Source organism: Methylobacillus draconifructus (genome assembly GCF_045984355.1).
Taxonomy (GTDB): Bacteria; Pseudomonadota; Gammaproteobacteria; order Burkholderiales; family Methylophilaceae; genus Methylobacillus; species Methylobacillus flagellatus_A.
Genome location: NZ_JBJQII010000001.1, coordinates 515,198 through 533,158 on the forward strand (window position 1 = coordinate 515,198; position 17,961 = coordinate 533,158).

Consider the following 17,961-nt stretch of genomic DNA (forward strand, 5'->3'; position numbering starts at 1 on the left):
ATATGCCTCTACCATTTTCCCGAACACTGCTTAACCCATGGATGCTGGCGCTCGCCATCCCGGCATTGGCTGCCTGCCAGAAGCCGGCATCTGAAACGCCGCCACCGAGGCCGGCCCTCGTCATGCAGCTAGATGCCGCACAGCATAGCGACCATGGCCAGTGGCTTATCGGCGAAGTGCGTCCTCGCTATGAGTCGGCTCAAGGCTTCCGCATCGCGGGCAAGATCGTCCAACGACACGTGGAAGTCGGCGACCATGTCAAGAAGGGCCAAGTGCTGGCACGGCTGGATGCGGAGGACAACAGGCTGTCGCTGGCATCCGCCCAGGCCGCATTGCACTCAGCGGAAGCACAACTGGCGTTGGCCGAGGCCGACAGCAAGCGCCAGCGGCAGCTGTTCGAGCAGCGCTTCATTTCCGCGGCAGCGCTGGATTCAGTGGAAACGCGCCTGAAATCGAGCCGGGCCCAGGTGCAGCAGGCGCAAGCCCAGGTGAAAGTTGCAAGCAACCAGGCTCAATACACCACGCTGGCAGCAGAGCGCGACGGGATCATCACCGCGATCGACGCAGAGCCTGGACAAGTGGTGAATGCCGGACAGGTGGTTGCCAGGGTGGCGGTGCCTAGTGAACTGGAAATACAGATCGCCGTCCCGGAATCCCGCATGCAAAACATCAAGGTAGGAGAAAGCGCTGTCGTGCGCCTCTGGTCGAACCGCGACCAGACCTACCAGGGACGCATCAGGGAAATCGCCCCCGCCGCCGATCCTGCGACCCGTACCTTCAAGACCCAGGTATCGTTGCTGGATGCCGACGACAAGGTGCAAATCGGCATGACGGCTGGTGCACGGCTGGGAGGCGATCAGCACGAATTCGTGCTGCCCAGCACCGCCGTATCGGAACAACATGGCCAGGCGCAGGTTTGGGTCGTAGAGGCGAACAATCAAGTGCATTCGCGGGCGGTCGGCATAGGCAGCTATAGCGAGCAGGGAGTCAGCATCGTTTCCGGGCTCAAGGGCGATGAAACCCTCATCGTCACAGGCGTGCATACCCTCAACGAAGGGCAAGTGGTCACTCCGGTCAAAACCGAGGTCAACCAATGAACGACCAGCGCCAATCCTTCAATCTCTCAAGCTGGGCGCTCGAGCATCGCAGCCTGGTGCTTTACTTCATGCTGGTGCTGACCCTGGCCGGCATGCTGGCCTATACCAAGCTCGGACAGTCGGAGGACCCGCCCTTCACCTTCAAGGTGATGGTAGTGCGCACGATGTGGCCAGGCGCCAGCACCCACGAAGTGGAGCAGCAGGTCACCGACAAACTCGAAAAGAAGCTGCAGGAGCTGCCCTACCTCGATATCCTGCGCAGTTACTCACGCCCTGGGGAATCCCTGATTTTCATCCTGGCCAAGGACTCCACGCCGCCATCCGCCGTGCCGGATGTCTGGTACCAGGCGAGAAAAAAGATCGGCGATATCCGCAATACATTGCCGGACGGTATTCAAGGCCCGTTCTTCAATGACGAGTTCGGCGACGTCTACGGCAACCTCTACGCCCTGCACGGGGAAGGCTACGACTATGCCAGGCTGAAGGAACAGGCCGAATCCATCCGCGGCGAGTTGCTCAAGATCAAGGATGTCGCCAAGGTGGAGTTTTTCGGCGAGCAACCGCAGCGCATCTATGTCGAGCTGGCCAATGCCAAGCTGGCGACGCTGGGCATCAGCACCAGCACCCTGCTGGAAACGCTGCAGCAACAGAACCAGGTCAATAGCGCCGGGGCTTACGACAGCGGGCCGGAGCATATCCGGCTTGCGGTGAGCGGTCGATTCGACCGGCTGGACAACCTGCGCGAGTTGAAACTGCGCGCCAACGGCAACGAGTTCCGCCTTGGCGACATCGCCAAGGTCTACAGGGGATTCGAAGACCCGCCTACTGCGCGCGTGCGCTACATGGGCAAGGAAACCCTGCTGCTCGGCGTCGCCATGAACCATGGCGGCGACATCATCCAGCTCGGCCATTCGCTGGATCACGCCGTCGCGCGCATCGACGCCCAGCTCCCTGTGGGCCTCAGCCTGGATACCGTCTCGTCGCAGCCCCGGGCCGTCGTCCACTCCGTCGATGACTTCGTCCGCTCGCTGGTCGAGGCGCTGGTCATCGTACTCGGAGTCAGCCTGCTGTCGCTGGGGTTGCGCACCGGGATCGTGGTCGCCATCGTGATTCCGGTCGTCCTTGCCATCACTTTTCTGCTGATGGAGATATTCGGCGTGGGCCTGCACAAGATTTCACTGGGCGCATTGATCCTCGCCCTGGGGCTGCTGGTGGACGATGCCATTATCGCGGTGGAAATGATGTCGTCAAAAATGGAGCAGGGCTGGGAACGCATGAAGGCCGCTTCTTTCGCCTTCACTTCCACCGCCATCCCCATGCTCACCGGCACGCTGGTCACCGTGGCCGGCTTCCTGCCGATCGCCACAGCCGCGTCTTCCACGGGCGAATACACGCGCTCCATCTTCCAGGTGTCGGCAATCGCCTTGCTGGCCTCCTGGGTGGCCGCAGTGATCTTCGTCCCCTATCTCGGCTACTACCTGCTACCCGACTACAGGCAGCAGGCGGCCAAGCCACCGTCCCGCATGGCGTGCTGGCTGCAACGCATCGCCCCGAGAATCAGCCGACGCCTCGCTGAGCGCAGGCAGCGCCACTTGCAGCACATGGCCGCGGGCGAGAACGCCGATATCTACGATTCGCGCTTCTACCGGCGCTTGCGCAGCCTCATCACCCAATGCGTGCGCCATCGCTGGATTGTCATCATTGTCACGGTGTTGCTCTTCATCGCTTCGGTCGCGGGTTTCGGGCTGGTGCAACAGCAGTTCTTCCCGGATTCCACCAGGCCCGAGCTGATCGTCGACCTGCGCCTGGCGGAAGGCTCTTCCTACGCCGCCACCGATGCCGAGGTGAAAAAGCTGGAACAATGGTTGCAAAAACAATCCGGCATAGAAAACTACGTGGCCTATATCGGCAGCGGCAGCCCGCGCTTCTATCTGCCACTCGACCAGCAATTGTCGCAGCGCAGCTTCGCCCAGTTCGTCGTCCTGACGGAAGGCAATGCCGAGCGCGAGGCGCTGCGCGGCAAGCTGCTGCATTTGTTCGATACCGACTTTCCCGCGCTCCGGGCTTCGGTATTGCGCCTGGAAAACGGGCCGCCGGTCGGCTTCCCCGTGCAGTTCCGCGTTTCCGGACCCGACGTGGATAAAATCCGCGACATCAGCCATCAGGTGGCCGACATCATGCGCCGCAACCCCAACCTCAGCAATGTGCAGCTGGATTGGGAAGAGCCCAGCAAAGTGATGAAGATAGAAGTCGACCAATCCAAGGCCAGGCTGCTCGGCGTCAGCTCCACCGACATTGCCAACCTGCTCAATGCCGCCATGCGCGGGCTTTACGTTACCGAGTTCCGCGAAGGCATCGAGCGCATAGATTTGGTGCTGCGCGGCGACACATTGGAACGCACTCATCTCTCGCACCTGCCTGAATTGATGGTACCCACCAGCGCCGGCGCCAGCGTGCCATTGTCGCAACTGGCAACCATCACCCCGGGGTTCGAGGATGCCGTGATCTGGCGCCGCAACCGCACGCCCACGATCACGGTACGCGCCAACCTGATCGGCGACCTGCAGGCGCCGGTGGTCTCCGGCCAGGTTGAGAAACAGCTGGTCGAGCTACGCCGGCGCTTACCCCTGGGCTACAGCCTGGAAACGGGCGGAGCAGTAGAAGAGTCGGCAAAAGGCGGCCAATCCGTGGCGGCGGGCGTGCCGCTGTTCATCTTTGCCGTGCTGACCATCCTCATGCTGCAACTGCAAAGCCTCTCCCGCACTTTCCTCGTGGTATTGACCGCGCCGCTCGGGCTGATCGGCGTCACCATCGCCCTGCTCATCTTCAACAAGCCTTTCGGCTTCGTCGCGATGCTGGGCACCATCGCCCTATCGGGCATGATCATGCGCAACTCGGTGATCCTGGTGGATCAGATCGAGCAGGACAAACGCGCAGGCAAGCCCGAATGGGAAGCCATCGTCGAATCCGCCGTGCGCCGCTTCCGGCCCATCATGCTCACCGCCGCGGCGGCGATCCTGGCGATGATACCGCTCACGCGCAACACGTTCTTCGGCCCGATGGCGGTCGCGATCATGGGCGGGCTGACCGTCGCCACCGTGTTGACGATATTGTCGCTGCCGGCACTGTATGCCGCCTGGTATCGGGTTAGAATGCCGGACGACCAACCCTGACAAGGTATTAACAGATATTTCAGAGATGACTGCCATGAGAGTTGCCCACATTCCATTATTCATCATTGCCGTAGCCGGCCTGGCTTCGTTCCAGGCACAAGCCGCCGCCAATGGGCAGAACCTGCTCGACATCTACGAAATCGCCTTGACCAACGACCCGACGCTGGCCGCCGCACGCAGCGGCAACCTGGCGGCACAGGAAAAAATCGAGCAGGGCAAGGCGTTGTACCGTCCAACCGTCAACTTCACAACGGATGCCAGCCATTCCGAGACCGACATCCGCTATCTTGGACAGAACGCCATTTTCCGCAATGCGGGTCGGGAGTCCTTTGACACCTTCGGCTTCGGCGTCAACTTCAGCCAGCCCATCCTGCGCAAGGAAAACTGGGTGCAGATGAAGCAGGCGGAAACCCAGGTCTCGCAAGCGGACAAGCAATTGATCCAATCGCAGCAGGAGTTGATGCTGCGCAGCGCCCAGGCCTATTTCGACGTACTGATGGCGCAGGACCAGATCGACCTCATCAACAGCCAGAAAGCGGCGATTTCCAAACAACTGGAACAAGCCAAGGCCAATTTCGAGGTCGGCACTGCCACCATCACCGACGTGAATGAGGCCCAGGCGAGGTTCGATCTGCTCAAGGCCCAGGAAATCACCGTGCTCAACGATTACGAGGTACGCAAGCGCGCGGTGCAGGCCATCACGGGACGCTTGCCCGAGCGCCTTGCCACAGTGCGCCAGGACCTGAAAACCCGGTCGCCCCAGCCGCTGGATATGGAGCAATGGGTCAACCTTGCCGTACAGAACAACCTGACGCTGAGCATCCAGCAGGAAGCGCTGCGGCTCGCCACGCAAGAAGTCGAGCGCATGAGCGCAGGACACTGGCCCACGCTGGACATGGTGGGCAGCTATGCCGATACGCGCGCGAGCGGCAGTCCGAATGGCTTCGGCAGCGATTTGCAGAACGCCACCATCGGCCTCAGGCTGAACATCCCGCTGTACCAAGGTGGGGCCGTCAGCTCCCGTGTGCGCGAAGCCGTCGCCAACCAGCAAAGAGCCCAGGACGAAGTCGAGGCGGCACGCAGGAAATCCGAACTGGATACGCGCCAGGCTTACCTGAACCTCACCGGCAGCGTGGCGCAGGTCCAGGCCTATGAACAGGCGCTCAGTTCCAGCCAGAGCCAGCTCGATTCCACCAACCTGGGCTACGAGGTCGGGGTGCGCAATAGCGTGGATGTGCTCAATGCCCAGCAGCAATTGTTCACCGCCAAGCGCGACCTGCTTCAATCGCGCTACAACTACCTGATGAATGTGCTCCGCCTGAGATATGCCGTCGGCCTCCTGAATGAGGCCGACTTGAGCGAAGTCAACGAGCGCCTGGTCCTGACCAGCCAATTGTCGGACTGAGCGACGATAGAGCCGGGAACAAGTCCATGCCTGCCACCGATTTAGCCGTCCGCTCCCTCAGCCAGCTCGTCGTCATCGACGTCCAGGAAAGGCTCGCCGCCGCCATGGACCAGGATGCCATGACGTCGGTGGCGCGTTATTGCGATATCCTGCTGCAGGCCTCCCACCTGCTCGACGTGCCCGCCATCTGCACCGAGCAATATCCCAAGGGCCTGGGCAATACGATCGCCGGCCTGCAAGACAGCTTGGGCCATGCCTGCAGGATAGAGAAAACCGCGTTTTCCTGTTACGCGGTGCCCGCGTTCCGCGAGCGATTGCACGCCGACCGGCCGCAAATCGTGCTTGCAGGCATGGAAGCCCATATCTGCGTGCTGCAGACCGCATTGCAATTGCAGCGGGACGGCTACCAGGCAATCGTGGCGGAAGATGCCGTGCTGTCGCGCGACCCGGCCAACAAGGCCAATGCATTGCCGAGGCTGCGCCAGGCGGGCGTGATCATCAGCAATACGGAATCCATCGTGTTCGAGTGGCTGGGCATTGCCGAAGGCGAAGCCTTCAAGGCGGTTTCCCGGCTGGTGCGGTAATCCGGCCCAGTCGGGCCGGGATTACCTATCGGGCAGGTAGCGCGACACCAAATCCGCAATGCGCTGCGTAGCGCCTCCCGCGCTGGCGCTGAATTCCAGCGCCTTCCAGCTCATGGACTGGCGCAGCTCCGGATCGCCGAATAGGCGCTGCAAGGCCCGCGCCAAGTCTGCCACGTCCTGCACGCGCCAGGCAGCCTTGGCCGCAATCGCCATTTCCGTCGCCGCGGCGAAATTGAACGTATGCGGGCCGACCAGCACCGGCTTGCTCATGGCGCTGGCCTCGATCAGGTTCTGCCCGCCCAGCGGCTGCAAACTGCCGCCGATGAAGGCGGCATCGCAGGCCGCATAGTAGGCGAACATTTCCCCCATGCTGTCGCCCAGCACCACCTCCACATTGGCGGGTACCGCCTGCGATAGCTTGGAGCGTCGCAAGAAATGAATGCCGCGCCGCGTCAACAGGTTGGCTACCTCGTCGAAGCGTTGCGGATGGCGCGGCACGATGACAGTCAGCAACTGCGGCAATTTTGCCGCAGCAACCGCATCCAGGATCATCGCCTCCTCGCCGTCTCGCGTGCTGGCGGCCAGAAACACCGGCCGAGTACGGCCAAAATGCTCGCGCAATGCCTCGCCCTGCGCCGACGCCTCTGGCGGCGGCGTCACATCGAACTTCAAGTTGCCCGTCACCTCGACCGGCAAGCTATGTCCATGCGCTGCAACCAGCGATTGCAAGCGCTCCTCATCCTGCATGGTCTGCGCCGCAATGGCCGTCAATTGCCGCAAACCATTGCCGACCAGGCGTCCCAGCCGGGCATATCCTTGCGCAGACTTTGCGGAAAGCCGCGCATTCACCAACAGGATGGGGATATCGCGCGTCTTGCAGCCTGCAATCAGGTTGAACCACAGTTCGGTTTCCATCAGCATGCCCAGCCTGGGCTGGAAATGCCCGAGGAATCGCGCAACCGCGCCCGGCGTGTCATAAGGCAGATAACAGCGCAACACGCTGTCGCCGAACAATTGCTCCCCCGCCTCGCGCCCGGTGGGCGTCGCATGCGTAATGAGGATTTGGTATTGCGGATATCGCTGTTGCAGCAGCTTGATCAAGGGCGCCGCGCCACGGGTTTCCCCGACGGACACGCAATGCATCCAGATGACGGGCTTGGTCACCGGCGTCTTGAAAAAACCGAACCTTTCCCCCCAGTGCCGGCGGTATTCCGGCTGGCGCATACCGCGCCACAGCAAACGCAAAGGGGCAAAAGGCAACAGGAGATAAATCAGGAAGGTGTAAATTAGGCGCGGCATCAGCCAATTTTCGCATGAATACAGGGCATAATCACGCTTCGTGATTTTTGCCTCTACCTGACAGCGGTGACTCCAAGAACCTTCGTTTTCCTCTTGACTGCTTTGCGTGGGCTGGATATCGGCCAGGTCCAGCAACAGGACTTCAGTTCCCACTCATCATGCATTGCTGCCTACCTGAAACTTCCATTGACTCGCCCAGCCAATACTTTCCAGGCAGCAAAATAAAGCGAAGCAAGGACTCACCCCGCGCCAAGACGCTGCAGGTAAAAGGCATTCGTCCAGCCCGCCCCTTTCCGATGCATGTCCATTCGCTCATGCACCAAAAAACACCCTTGACCAACACAATAAAATGACATAACTTTCCATTCACTCACTATATGTTGTGGTCGGCGGATATTCCGCAACATTTAAGCGGGTATTCAAACAAACAGCGAATTCAGCCAGAAAACTAGAGAGGATCCCCCCATGCTCAAGGCCGTGAAAACTGCTAAACCCGCAACTCAGGAGGCCGACGTGCCAGAAGTCCCGATGCAGTCCGTTTCCCTGGACATCTGGGACAAGAAGTACCGCCTGAAAACCAAGCAGGGCAGTTTCATCGACCAGGACATGGACGACACCTACAAGCGCGTGGCGCGCGCATTGGCGGATGTGGAAGAGACCGAGGAGAAGCGCGGCCTGTGGTTCGAGAAGTTCCTCTGGGCGTTGCGCCGCGGCGCGATCCCCGCCGGGCGCATCACTTCCAATGCGGGCGCGCAGGAGCACAAGCCCGCCACCAGCACCATCAACTGCACCGTCTCCGGCATCGTCGAGGACAGCATGGACGGCATCCTGGAGAAAGTTCACGAAGCCGGCCTGACCTTGAAGGCGGGCTGCGGGATCGGCTATGAGTTCTCCACCCTGCGCCCCAAGGGCGCGTTCGTCGCCGGCGCGGGCGCTTACACCAGCGGCCCGCTCTCGTTCATGGATATCTACGACAAGATGTGCTTCACCGTCTCGTCCGCCGGCGGCCGCCGCGGCGCGCAGATGGCGACCTTCGACATCTCGCACCCCGACGTGACCGATTTCATCAAGGCCAAGCGCGAGGCGGGACGGCTGCGCCAGTTCAACCTTTCCACCTTGATCACCAAGGAGTTCATGGAAGCGGTGAAGGCCGACGCGGAATGGAAGCTCGCCTTCCCCGTCACGGCGAAGGAAGCCGAGCAGGACGGCCTCGACGTCCACAATGAGGAAGCCGTGGTCTGGCGCGAATGGCCGGTCAAGGACAAGTACCTCACGCGCGAATCCGACGGCAAGGTAGCCTGCCGCGTCTACAAGACCATCAAGGCGCAGCGACTGTGGGACGTGATCATGTCTTCCACCTACGATTTCGCCGAACCCGGCTTCATCCTCATCGACCGCGTCAACGAGATGAACAACAACTGGTACTGCGAGAACATCCGCGCCACCAACCCATGCGGCGAGCAGCCCTTGCCGCCTTACGGCGCCTGCCTGCTCGGCTCTGTCAACCTGACCAAGTTCGTGCGCCAGCCGTTCACCGACAGCGCCTATTTCGACTGGGACGAATATCGCGAAGTCGTCGCCATCTTCACACGCATGCTCGACAACGTCGTCGAAATCAACGGTCTGCCGTTGCAGCAGCAGCGCGACGAGATCGCCCGCAAGCGCCGCCACGGCATGGGCTACCTGGGGCTGGGCTCCACGCTCACCATGCTCAGGATGAAATATGGCGAGGCCGATTCGCTGCAGTTCACCGAAGAGGTCACCAAGGTCATGGCCGAGGTCGGCTGGGAAGTCGGCGTGGAACTCGCCGAGGAAAAGGGCGCTGCGCCGATCATGGAGGAAGAGTTCGAGATCACCGCCGACCTCTTGTCCAAGCGTCCGGAAATGGCGAAAGACGGCATCAAGCTCGGCGACAAGATCAAGGGCAAGGTGCTCATGGGCCTTTACAGCCGCTACATGCAGCAATTCCCGGAAAAACTGCGCAAACAGATCGCCAAGACCGGCTCGCGCTTCAGCCACCACAGCTCGCTCGCGCCGACCGGCACCATCTCGCTCAGCCTCGCCAATAACGCCAGCAACGGCATCGAGCCGTCGTTCGCGCACCACTACAGCCGCAACGTCATCCGCGAAGGCAAGAAATCCAAGGAAAAGGTCGACGTGTTCTCCTACGAACTGCTCGCCTACCGCGAACTGGTCAATCCGGACGCGATGCCGTTCTCCGACAAGGCTGAAGAGCAATTGCCGGAATACTTCCTGGATTCCTCCACCATCGCCGCGAAGGCCCATGTGGACATCCAGGCCGCCGCGCAGAAATGGATCGACAGCTCCATTTCCAAGACCATCAACGTGCCGACCGACTACGATTTCAACGACTTCAAGGACATCTACCTCTACGCCTATGAGAAGGGCCTCAAGGGCTGCACCACCTTCCGCTTCAATCCCGAAGCCTTCCAGGGCGTGCTGGTGACCGAGAAGGACCTCGAGAACACCACCTACAAGTTCACCCTGGACGACGGTACCGTGATCGAGGCCAAGGGCAACGAGGAAATCGAGTACGACGGCGAAATCCACACCGCCGCCAACCTCTACGACGCCCTCAAGGAAGGCTACTACGGCAAGTTCTAAACAATATCGCAGACAAACGGATTAAAAGACCGTTTGTCTGTCCCAGTGACGCACGCGCACAGGAGACGAACATGGCAATCAAGATCGACAAGAAAATCACCGGTTACAACGTCATTACCGAAGAAGACAAGCTCAAGGCGGAACAAGCCGCCGCCGAGCAAAAGGCGCACGAGCAGAAACTCGCCGAAATCGTCCAGTTGGGCGAGCCGCTCAGCCGCCCGGAAATGCTCATCGGCAACACCTACAAGATCAAGACCCCTGTGACCGAGCACGCCCTCTACATCACCATCAACGACGTCGTCATGAACGAAGGCACCCCACAGGAACACCGGCGTCCGTTCGAAATCTTCATCAACTCCAAGAACATGGAGCACTTCCAGTGGATCGTCGCGCTCACGCGCGTCATGTCGGCCACCTTCCGCAAGGGCGGCGACATCACCTTCCTGGTGGAAGAGCTCAAGAGCGTGTTCGAGCCCAGCGGCGGCTACTTCAAGAAAGGCGGGAAATACATCCCCAGCCTGGTCGCCGAGATCGGCGAGGTGTTGGAACAACACCTCTATCAGATCGGCATGCTGAAGAAATCCGGCCCCGACGAACACCAGCAGAAACTCATCAACGAAAAGCGCGCCGAATACATGGAAAAACACGCCAAACCAGGTGCCGAAACCAATGCCGAAGGCTTCCCGCCCGGCGCGCAACTTTGCAATAAGTGCCAAACAAAGGCCGCCATCGTCATGGACGGGTGCCTGACGTGCCTCAATTGCGGGGATAGTAAATGTGGTTAAGGCAAAGCCCGCAAATGCGGGCTTTTTATTGATTTACATCTAAAACCGTATATTTTTATAACTCTTTAATTTTCTGCAATACATTGGATGGATGAACGCTGAAACGTTTCACTCCAGCTTTCTTAAATCCAAAATGAATTATCAAAACTCGTGCGCTTTTAGTGCTGGCGATCATTGCAGTAGCCATATTCCGACTTTAGATCAGCCATGTTAACCATGTTGTACGGAAGCAACATTGAGAAGTTTTATGGCAACAAAAATAGATAACCCAACACTGATAGCACCTACAAGATAGACTGATCCAACGCTCCAGGCATTGGCTATTGCGCCGGCTAACGGAGTGGCAATCCCGAGGGAAAGGTCCAGGAATGCAGCATAAGCACCCATGGCAAGGCCTCGTGTTTGCGGAGGCGCCCTGCGTAAAGCCTCAACTCCAAACCCGGGAAAAGCCAGGGAGTAACCAAACCCTGTCAATGCGGCTCCCACATATGCAATCTCGGGCATATCACTTCCCCAGATAAGAAATTGGCCCCCGGCTTCGATCATCACGCTGACTAATGCAACCTTCGCCCCGCCTATTTTGTCGGGCAAATGCCCAAAAAATATACGTGCCCCAATGAAAGCCAGCCCGAAGACAGCAAATGCAATGGATGAGTGTCCCCAATGCTTGGCGGCAAATAACAAAGCAATGAATGCGCTTATGACGCCGAACCCAACACTCGAGAGCGCCAGACCTAAGCCAGGCAACCAGACGGCGCTCAGGACCTTGTAGAATGGAATGCGACGATCGCTTGTTGGAACCACCCCTTTAGTACCAACTGTAATCGCCAATGCTAACAATGGTATAAAGAATATAGCCACCGCGATGCCCTGGAACCCCCATTCACTGTTCATCGCCACACCCAATGGTGCTCCAATCGCATACGCACCGTACATCGCAATGCCGTTCCATGCCATCACTTTACCCGCATTCTTGGGGCCAACGAGCCCAATACCCCAACTCATCGAGCCTGTGACCAGGAGGCTTTGGCCTAAAGCCAGAAGAATTCTTCCGCCCAGTAATATCCAGACCGAAACTTCAGGTGTCTCAACGAATGCCAGCGAGATAAGGTAAACCATCCCTGAGCAGGCCGCCATCATGGTACCAAGCAGCATTGCCCGCTTGGCGCCACGCATATCTGCATAGTTCCCAGCCCATGCCCGAGTGAGTAGCGCTGCGACAAACTCAGATCCTATAACCATGCCTACCACTAAAGTTCCCATGCCAAGCCCTTCATGCAGATGCAAGGGCAATACCGGCAGTTGAATGCCAATAGTGAGAAAGCCTACGAACACTGCCATTACAATTGGGAGAACCTTCATCAACACATTCGTCACTGGAGGAGACAATGCAGATATGGAAGATTCTTGCTTCTGGTGGTGTTGTTTCATGTAATTTATCCAATGATTAACTTGGGATAGCAGGACAGCAGCCTCGCAAATATCCTTTAGCCAGAAAAGTATTCTGGCAGCTCAAGGTCACTCAGCAGCCCCGAGCCCTTTGGTTCCCAATTGAGTATTGCCTTCGTATATTCTGCCGAAACGGTCATATCGTTTGCTGCCATGCGGGCAAACCAGCCAAAATGCTCTGGTGGGCGCGAAACGACGGGCAATCCGAGCTGTTTTCCAATGGCTTCGGCAATCGACTTGAAAGGAATGGCTTCTTCAGCTACAGCGTGATAGACGCTTTCGGTTACCCCGGTCTCCAGCGCAAGCTTATAAACTTGTGAAGCATCCGCGCGCGCAACTGCGGACCAACAGTTTTGTCCGTTCCCAACGTATGCTGATACCCCTGTTTTACGCGCGATCCCTGCCAGGACAGCCATGAAGCCATGGTCGCCAACCCCATGAACAGAAGGCGGGAGGCGGACCGTGGCTGCGCGGATGCCGCGCGCCGCCAGGAGACGGGCCGTTGCTTCAGACTGACGTGGGCCACTCGAGGATGGAAGATCGTTTTCCGTGGCGCCGAGAGGCAAACCTGACAGCCCGGAAGTGACCAGCATTGGGCGGCCAGACCCTTCCAAGGCGCGGCCCAACGCCTGGATGACCCGCCGATCCTCTTCGCAACTTTCAAGGAAGCGGCTGAAATCATGATTAAAAGCAGTATGGATGACGGCGTCGGCATCGGAAGCGATCTCCCGCAAAACATCCAATTCCTCCAGCGTCGCCATGACAACGTGCGCGCCTACATCGGTGAGCGCCCTGGCTTTTTCGGCAGACCTCGCCATTCCAGCCACCCGATGCCCCGCATCAACCAGGTCCTGTACCACCCTGGCGCCAACCCAACCGGTAGCACCGGTAACAAATATTTTCATTTCCTAATCCTTAAATTTAAATCAGTGGGGGAACGATCAAAAACGTCTAGCCAATCCGCAGCGACAATTCCACATCCTCAGCAAATGGAATAGATAGATATCCGTTTTCCGGCGAGCGGATGTAATCAAGGTAGCCCTGGTTATAATCGGTGTCGTCAGCCAGTACAAGGGCACCTGTCCTAAGCCTGGATTCAACTAGAGCGAGGATTTCTCCGTAGAGTGCTTTTGCACCATCCAGGACAAGCAGGTCAATGCTGTCAGGCAGGTTTGTAGCCAAAGTCTTCATGGCATCTCCTTCGCGGACATCGACCAGATCAGCCACTCCTCCTTCAAATAGATGCCTTCTCGCGCGAGCCACCTTTGATGGTTCAAACTCACTGGTTATCAACATACCCCCTCCGTTATCACGCAATGCGGCCGCAAGATGAAGTGTCGACAAGCCAAAAGAAGTACCAAATTCCACGATATTTTTTGCACCAATCGCACGTGCCAGCACATACATTAAACGACCTGTCTCTGCAGATACTGGAAGCCATGAATCTTTCAACAGGCCATAGAGCGTGACGTATTCATCCTTGCTACGCATTAGCCGTTCTCGCTCCTCATGAGGAATTGAAGCAAATTCTGGGCTATGGGCTGCTTCAGCTTCTTGAAATAGCCGATCAATCAGCTGTGCCATTGGTGCGGTAGTCAGTGTTGCCATATGAAACCTCATTTTTGTTGAACGCATTGTTGCGCCATGGAATAATGCGATCAATTCATCGCATTTTTATTATGTGATGAATTGATCGCATTTTCTATTCGCATTTCCATACGTCCGGAGTTTCATGGATGGCTCGCCGTCAAACACCCCAGGTTTCCTCAAGAAAACAACCTAAACAAGCTCGCTCCAATGAGCTGGTAACGACAATTTTGCAAGCCGCTGTTCAGGTTTTGGAGAAGGAAGGAGCAAGCCGCTTTACGACAGCGCGCGTTGCAGAAAAGGCTGGCGTGAGTATTGGATCGCTCTATCAGTACTTCCCCAATAAAGCAGCGATTCTGTTTAGACTCCAGAGCGATGAATGGCGTCAAACATTGCAGATGCTCCGCAACATATTGACAGATCAAACCCAGTCTAAACTTGAGCGGTTGCGTGCCCTGGTTCATGCGTTCATTCGATCCGAGCTCGAGGAAGCCAAAATGCGCGGTGCTCTAGATGACGCAGCTCCGCTATACCGCGATGCCCCTGAAGCGCGTGAAGCGCACGCCGAGGGTGCACGCGTCTATCAGGACTTTTTTGATGAGATACTTTCGGAACATCCCGCAGAGACGCGAGCTCTGGTCTGCGACATCATATCAACCACACTGAGCACTGTAGGCAAGGAGTTCTCATCTATTCCACGAACATCAGCAGAAATGGAACGCTATGCGGAAGCACTGGCCGATATGTTTTGCGCCTATATCAATAGTCTCTCTACATGAAGGATGGCCTGAACAGGAAGTGGGACTTTTATCTTTCCTAAAATACAATTGATAAATCGTCACTTAGGCTGGTTTTCAGTTTATGGCTTACCGGACATTTTTGTGAACCAACCGTATCAAGTAATCGATTCGTGTCATCTTCTTCGGCCCACCATAGAAATTCTGTCCGAATATCGGACAGGTTATTCAGCCACTTCCATTGACCCTGTCCTGTAATTCTTTATCCTCACGTTACCGAAGAGAAACTTCATAACTTGCCTATATGCACGGAACGGGACCGGACGGCATGCATCTGGCAAGGGGCAGGCTGATGAAGCCGAGCGGCATGAAGCGAGGATATCAATATGGGTAGCAGCCACCACCTGGACAGTTTGTACGGCGAACAGCATCTGGCGCTGCAAGAAGACTTCGAGACCCTGAAGCTGGCCGCCGCAGTGCACAGCAACATCGTCAGCCAGAAAATCGAGGAAATGCATAAACCATTCATAGAGAGCAGGGACATGTTCTTCCTGAGCACGGTGGACCACCGCGGCTACCCGACCTGCTCCTATAAAGGCGGCGACCGCGGCTTCATCAAGGTGCTGGACGAGAAGACGCTGGCTTTCCCCAGCTATGACGGCAACGGCATGTTCCTCTCCACGGGCAACATCAAGCGCAACCGCCAGGTAGGCATGCTGCTGATCGACTTCGAAGTTCCGCACCGCATCCGCATCCATGGCAAAGCCAGCATAGACCGCGACGACCCGCTCCTGGCCGAGTATGCCGGCAGCGAGCTGGTGGTGCGGGTGGAGATCACCGAGCTCTTCGTCAATTGCTCGCGCTATATCCACCGCTTCAAGCGCGTGGCGGACTCCGACTACATACCGCGCCACGGCGCCGAAACCAGGCTGCCCGAATGGAAGCGCATCGACAACCTTCAGGAATCGTTACCCCAGCGCGACAAGCATATCGCCGAGGCATTGGGCGGCACTATTACGCCTGATGAGTACGAGGTATTGGTCAGGACAGGCAAGGCCTAATTTTCACCGGGCATTGCGATCATGTTCAATTACCTCTGCAAAGGCATGTGTACTGTCCTTCATCGGCGGCTTCGTGGAAGTCGTCAGATTTTCCGTTCTGTCTGGTTGAATGAATAACACGAACATGAAGTCCCTCCTTAGAACCCGCATCATAAGCCAGGAAACCGCCGTATTGCTGACGGCGCTCCTGCTGGCGCTTTTGTTCGCCATGACCCTGGACGCCTTCGCCACCTGGGGCAACATGATGACCCTGCTACGCAGCGTGTCGGTGCTCGGCATACTGGCGCTCGGCATGATCCCGGTCGTCATCGTGCGCGGCATCGACCTCTCGCAGGTAGGCATCAGCATGGTGTCGTCGGCCATCGTGGTGAAGTGCATTGTCCTGGGATTGCCCTTGCCGCTATGCCTGCTGGCCGGGCTGGCATTGGCCCTGGCGATGGGCGCGATCAACAGCCTGCTGGTGGACCGCCTGCAGATTCCGGTGCTGTTCGTCACCTTGACCACCGTCTTCATCTTCGTCGGCCTGGCGAGGACTACCGTGCTGCCCTCGATGATCATCAACCTGCCCCCGGGAAAGCTGGAGTTGACCGTACTCTCGATGAACTGGCACGGCGTGCCGGTGCCCATGCTGGTATTTGCCGCCTGCGCCCTCCTCATGCATCTGTTCCTGGCGCACACCACGCCCGGCCGCTTCCTCTATGCCTATGGCGACAATACCGAGACTGCCAGGCTCTACGGCATGCCCATCCGCTCCATCCTGTTCATGGCCTACATGAGCTCGGCGCTGCTGGCCTTCATTGCGGGCGTGCTCATGGTGTCGGGCACGGCCATCGTCGACCTCAAGACCGTGAGCTCCACGCTGATCTTCGACGTGATCCTGGTGGTGATCATCGGCGGGGCCAGCTTCTCCGGCGCCCGCGGCAGCGTGGCGAGCGTGATGGCCGGATTGCTGCTCATGGGCGTGCTGCTCAACGCCATGACCATCATGGACATCAACAGCCAGTTGCAGAACATGATCAAGGGCACGGTGCTGCTTGCCGTGCTCATCGTAGACAAATGCCTGAACCCGCTGGACGAGGAGTCCGCCCGGCAAAGTATTTGACCAGTTTGACAAAGAGGAGATGATTCATGAAAACCAAAAAAAACCACCCATTACGCAAGCTACTGCTCGGCGGCATGATGCTTTCGCTGACGGCGGGAACAGTGGCTTACGCCACGCCGCGGGACCAGATGCGGCTCGATTTCGACAAGGCGGTCAAGAGCAAGACCGTGGCATGGGTGCCGATCACCCTCGGCAACCCGATAGGCGACATGTGGACCGCCGCCATGCGGCAGAACTTCGAGAAGTACGGCGTCAAGTTCCTGGTGCGCGACCCCAACTTCAGCACCAGTGCCCAGTTGCAGGCGGTCACCAACCTCATCAACCAGAAGCCGGACGTGCTGATCGTCCAGAACGCCAATGTCACGCTGCTGACCAAGGAGTTGAAGCGCGCCATGGACAACGGCATTTACGTGGTGCAGGTCAACCTGCTTTCGAACCAGCCGACCGATGCTTATGTGGGCGTGGATTACGTTGATGTCGGGCGCCAGATCGCCAGGGACATCGTCAAGGAATGCGGCGGCGGCAAGTCCTCTGGCAAGGTCGCCTTCGTGCAGGGCGAGGCCACGGCCACGGACAGCATAGACCAGCTCAAGGGCCTCATGGAAGTGTTCAAGCAGGACAAGAGCATCAAGCTGGTCTCCACCCAGTCGGCCAAGTGGGACAGCAACCTGGCCAACCAGATCACGGCCACCACCTTGCAGCAGCACCCCGACCTGTGCGCCACTTACGGTTCCTGGGGCATCATGCAGCAGGGCGCGGCCCAGGCCGTGAAGACCGCGGGCCTGCAAGGCAAGGTCAAGGTATACGCTTCCAGTGACGGTCCGCGTTCGGATTGCGACCTGGTCGAACAGAAGCTCTTCCACAAGATCCTGTCTTTCCGCGCCGACGTTCAGGGAGAGCAGGTGTCGAATGCCGTGATCAGCCTGCTGCAAAGCGGCAACAAGCCCGGCAGCAAGCACATGACCATCCTTTCCAATAATTACTGGGTCACCGGCAAGCAGGAGCGCAACTATTGCTACGACCTGCCGAAATAAGCCCCTTGTACGGAAAGGCCGTG

Annotated in this window: 14 protein-coding genes; 10 read left to right on the forward strand and 4 right to left on the reverse strand. The window is 58.2% G+C overall.

All coding sequences use genetic code 11. The features are described 5' to 3' along the window. The first annotated feature begins 2 nt into the window (after nucleotides 1–2). From ACJSDX_RS02425 to ACJSDX_RS02440, 4 genes are read left to right on the forward strand one after another with little or no spacing between them, the layout of a single operon-like run. Nucleotides 3–1,097, forward strand: a complete 1,095-nt coding sequence (locus ACJSDX_RS02425) for an efflux RND transporter periplasmic adaptor subunit (RefSeq protein ID WP_407993326.1) — start codon at nucleotides 3–5, stop codon at nucleotides 1,095–1,097. Beyond that, complete coding sequence (locus ACJSDX_RS02430) at nucleotides 1,094–4,270, forward strand: efflux RND transporter permease subunit (RefSeq protein ID WP_407993327.1); 3,177 nt, start codon at nucleotides 1,094–1,096, stop codon at nucleotides 4,268–4,270. The genes ACJSDX_RS02425 and ACJSDX_RS02430 overlap by 4 nt, the downstream gene beginning before the upstream one ends. A 25-nt stretch (nucleotides 4,271–4,295) precedes the next feature. Beyond that, the gene (locus ACJSDX_RS02435) at nucleotides 4,296–5,675 is read left to right on the forward strand and encodes a TolC family outer membrane protein (RefSeq protein ID WP_407993328.1); all 1,380 of its coding nucleotides are present in this window, start codon (nucleotides 4,296–4,298) and stop codon (nucleotides 5,673–5,675) included. 26 nt (nucleotides 5,676–5,701) lie between these two features. Further along, nucleotides 5,702–6,259 carry an isochorismatase family protein gene (locus ACJSDX_RS02440; protein WP_407993329.1) on the forward strand — a complete coding sequence of 186 codons (558 nt, stop codon included), beginning with the start codon at nucleotides 5,702–5,704 and terminating at the stop codon, nucleotides 6,257–6,259. Nucleotides 6,260–6,280: 21 nt separating this feature from the next. Here the strand turns inward: ACJSDX_RS02440 and waaA are convergent, their stop codons facing one another. Next, entirely contained in the window at nucleotides 6,281–7,558 is a 1,278-nt protein-coding gene (gene waaA, locus ACJSDX_RS02445; protein WP_407993554.1) for a lipid IV(A) 3-deoxy-D-manno-octulosonic acid transferase, read from the reverse strand. A 465-nt stretch (nucleotides 7,559–8,023) separates the two neighbouring features. On the opposite strand from waaA, the gene ACJSDX_RS02450 reads away from it, so the two are divergent. Then, nucleotides 8,024–10,183 (forward strand): adenosylcobalamin-dependent ribonucleoside-diphosphate reductase, encoded by a 2,160-nt coding sequence (locus ACJSDX_RS02450; RefSeq protein ID WP_407993330.1) that lies wholly within the window; start codon nucleotides 8,024–8,026, stop codon nucleotides 10,181–10,183. Between the two features lie 71 nt (nucleotides 10,184–10,254). Further along, nucleotides 10,255–10,968, forward strand: a complete 714-nt coding sequence (locus ACJSDX_RS02455; protein WP_407993331.1) for a TSCPD domain-containing protein — start codon at nucleotides 10,255–10,257, stop codon at nucleotides 10,966–10,968. A 210-nt stretch (nucleotides 10,969–11,178) separates the two neighbouring features. Here the strand turns inward: ACJSDX_RS02455 and ACJSDX_RS02460 are convergent, their stop codons facing one another. Genes ACJSDX_RS02460 through ACJSDX_RS02470 form a run of 3 tightly spaced genes read right to left on the reverse strand, consistent with a single transcriptional unit; the run spans nucleotide 11,179 to nucleotide 14,025 of the window. Beyond that, nucleotides 11,179–12,399: an arabinose transporter gene (locus ACJSDX_RS02460; protein ID WP_407993332.1), complete on the reverse strand. Its 1,221-nt coding sequence runs from the start codon at nucleotides 12,397–12,399 to the stop codon at nucleotides 11,179–11,181. Between the two features lie 56 nt (nucleotides 12,400–12,455). Next, nucleotides 12,456–13,322: an SDR family oxidoreductase gene (locus tag ACJSDX_RS02465; RefSeq protein WP_407993333.1), complete on the reverse strand. Its 867-nt coding sequence runs from the start codon at nucleotides 13,320–13,322 to the stop codon at nucleotides 12,456–12,458. Nucleotides 13,323–13,368: 46 nt separating this feature from the next. After that, nucleotides 13,369–14,025, reverse strand: coding sequence for an O-methyltransferase (locus ACJSDX_RS02470; protein ID WP_407993334.1), 657 nt, complete (start codon nucleotides 14,023–14,025; stop codon nucleotides 13,369–13,371). A 128-nt stretch (nucleotides 14,026–14,153) separates the two neighbouring features. Here ACJSDX_RS02470 and ACJSDX_RS02475 point away from each other — a divergent pair, with 128 nt between their 5' ends. From ACJSDX_RS02475 to ACJSDX_RS02490, 4 genes are all read left to right on the forward strand, one after another. Next, on the forward strand, nucleotides 14,154–14,783 hold the full coding sequence (locus ACJSDX_RS02475; RefSeq protein WP_407993335.1) for a TetR/AcrR family transcriptional regulator: 630 nt from the start codon (nucleotides 14,154–14,156) through the stop codon (nucleotides 14,781–14,783). Between the two features lie 362 nt (nucleotides 14,784–15,145). Then, nucleotides 15,146–15,802, forward strand: coding sequence for a pyridoxamine 5'-phosphate oxidase family protein (locus ACJSDX_RS02480; RefSeq protein ID WP_407993555.1), 657 nt, complete (start codon nucleotides 15,146–15,148; stop codon nucleotides 15,800–15,802). 124 nt (nucleotides 15,803–15,926) lie between these two features. After that, nucleotides 15,927–16,904 carry an ABC transporter permease gene (locus tag ACJSDX_RS02485; RefSeq protein WP_407993336.1) on the forward strand — a complete coding sequence of 326 codons (978 nt, stop codon included), beginning with the start codon at nucleotides 15,927–15,929 and terminating at the stop codon, nucleotides 16,902–16,904. Between the two features lie 26 nt (nucleotides 16,905–16,930). Beyond that, nucleotides 16,931–17,938, forward strand: coding sequence for a sugar ABC transporter substrate-binding protein (locus ACJSDX_RS02490; RefSeq protein WP_407993337.1), 1,008 nt, complete (start codon nucleotides 16,931–16,933; stop codon nucleotides 17,936–17,938). Nucleotides 17,939–17,961: the final 23 nt, after the last annotated feature.

What these genes read in the sequence shown, in the direction of transcription:
- ACJSDX_RS02425 (WP_407993326.1), top strand. Translation starts at nt 3, where the DNA reads ATGCCTCTACCATTTTCCCGAACACTGCTTAACCCATGGATGCTGGCG.
- ACJSDX_RS02430 (WP_407993327.1), top strand. Translation starts at nt 1,094, where the DNA reads ATGAACGACCAGCGCCAATCCTTCAATCTCTCAAGCTGGGCGCTCGAG.
- ACJSDX_RS02435 (WP_407993328.1), top strand. Translation starts at nt 4,296, where the DNA reads ATGACTGCCATGAGAGTTGCCCACATTCCATTATTCATCATTGCCGTA.
- ACJSDX_RS02440 (WP_407993329.1), top strand. Translation starts at nt 5,702, where the DNA reads ATGCCTGCCACCGATTTAGCCGTCCGCTCCCTCAGCCAGCTCGTCGTC.
- waaA (WP_407993554.1), bottom strand. Translation starts at nt 7,558, where the DNA reads ATGCCGCGCCTAATTTACACCTTCCTGATTTATCTCCTGTTGCCTTTT.
- ACJSDX_RS02450 (WP_407993330.1), top strand. Translation starts at nt 8,024, where the DNA reads ATGCTCAAGGCCGTGAAAACTGCTAAACCCGCAACTCAGGAGGCCGAC.
- ACJSDX_RS02455 (WP_407993331.1), top strand. Translation starts at nt 10,255, where the DNA reads ATGGCAATCAAGATCGACAAGAAAATCACCGGTTACAACGTCATTACC.
- ACJSDX_RS02460 (WP_407993332.1), bottom strand. Translation starts at nt 12,399, where the DNA reads ATGAAACAACACCACCAGAAGCAAGAATCTTCCATATCTGCATTGTCT.
- ACJSDX_RS02465 (WP_407993333.1), bottom strand. Translation starts at nt 13,322, where the DNA reads ATGAAAATATTTGTTACCGGTGCTACCGGTTGGGTTGGCGCCAGGGTG.
- ACJSDX_RS02470 (WP_407993334.1), bottom strand. Translation starts at nt 14,025, where the DNA reads ATGGCAACACTGACTACCGCACCAATGGCACAGCTGATTGATCGGCTA.
- ACJSDX_RS02475 (WP_407993335.1), top strand. Translation starts at nt 14,154, where the DNA reads ATGGCTCGCCGTCAAACACCCCAGGTTTCCTCAAGAAAACAACCTAAA.
- ACJSDX_RS02485 (WP_407993336.1), top strand. Translation starts at nt 15,927, where the DNA reads ATGAAGTCCCTCCTTAGAACCCGCATCATAAGCCAGGAAACCGCCGTA.
- ACJSDX_RS02490 (WP_407993337.1), top strand. Translation starts at nt 16,931, where the DNA reads ATGAAAACCAAAAAAAACCACCCATTACGCAAGCTACTGCTCGGCGGC.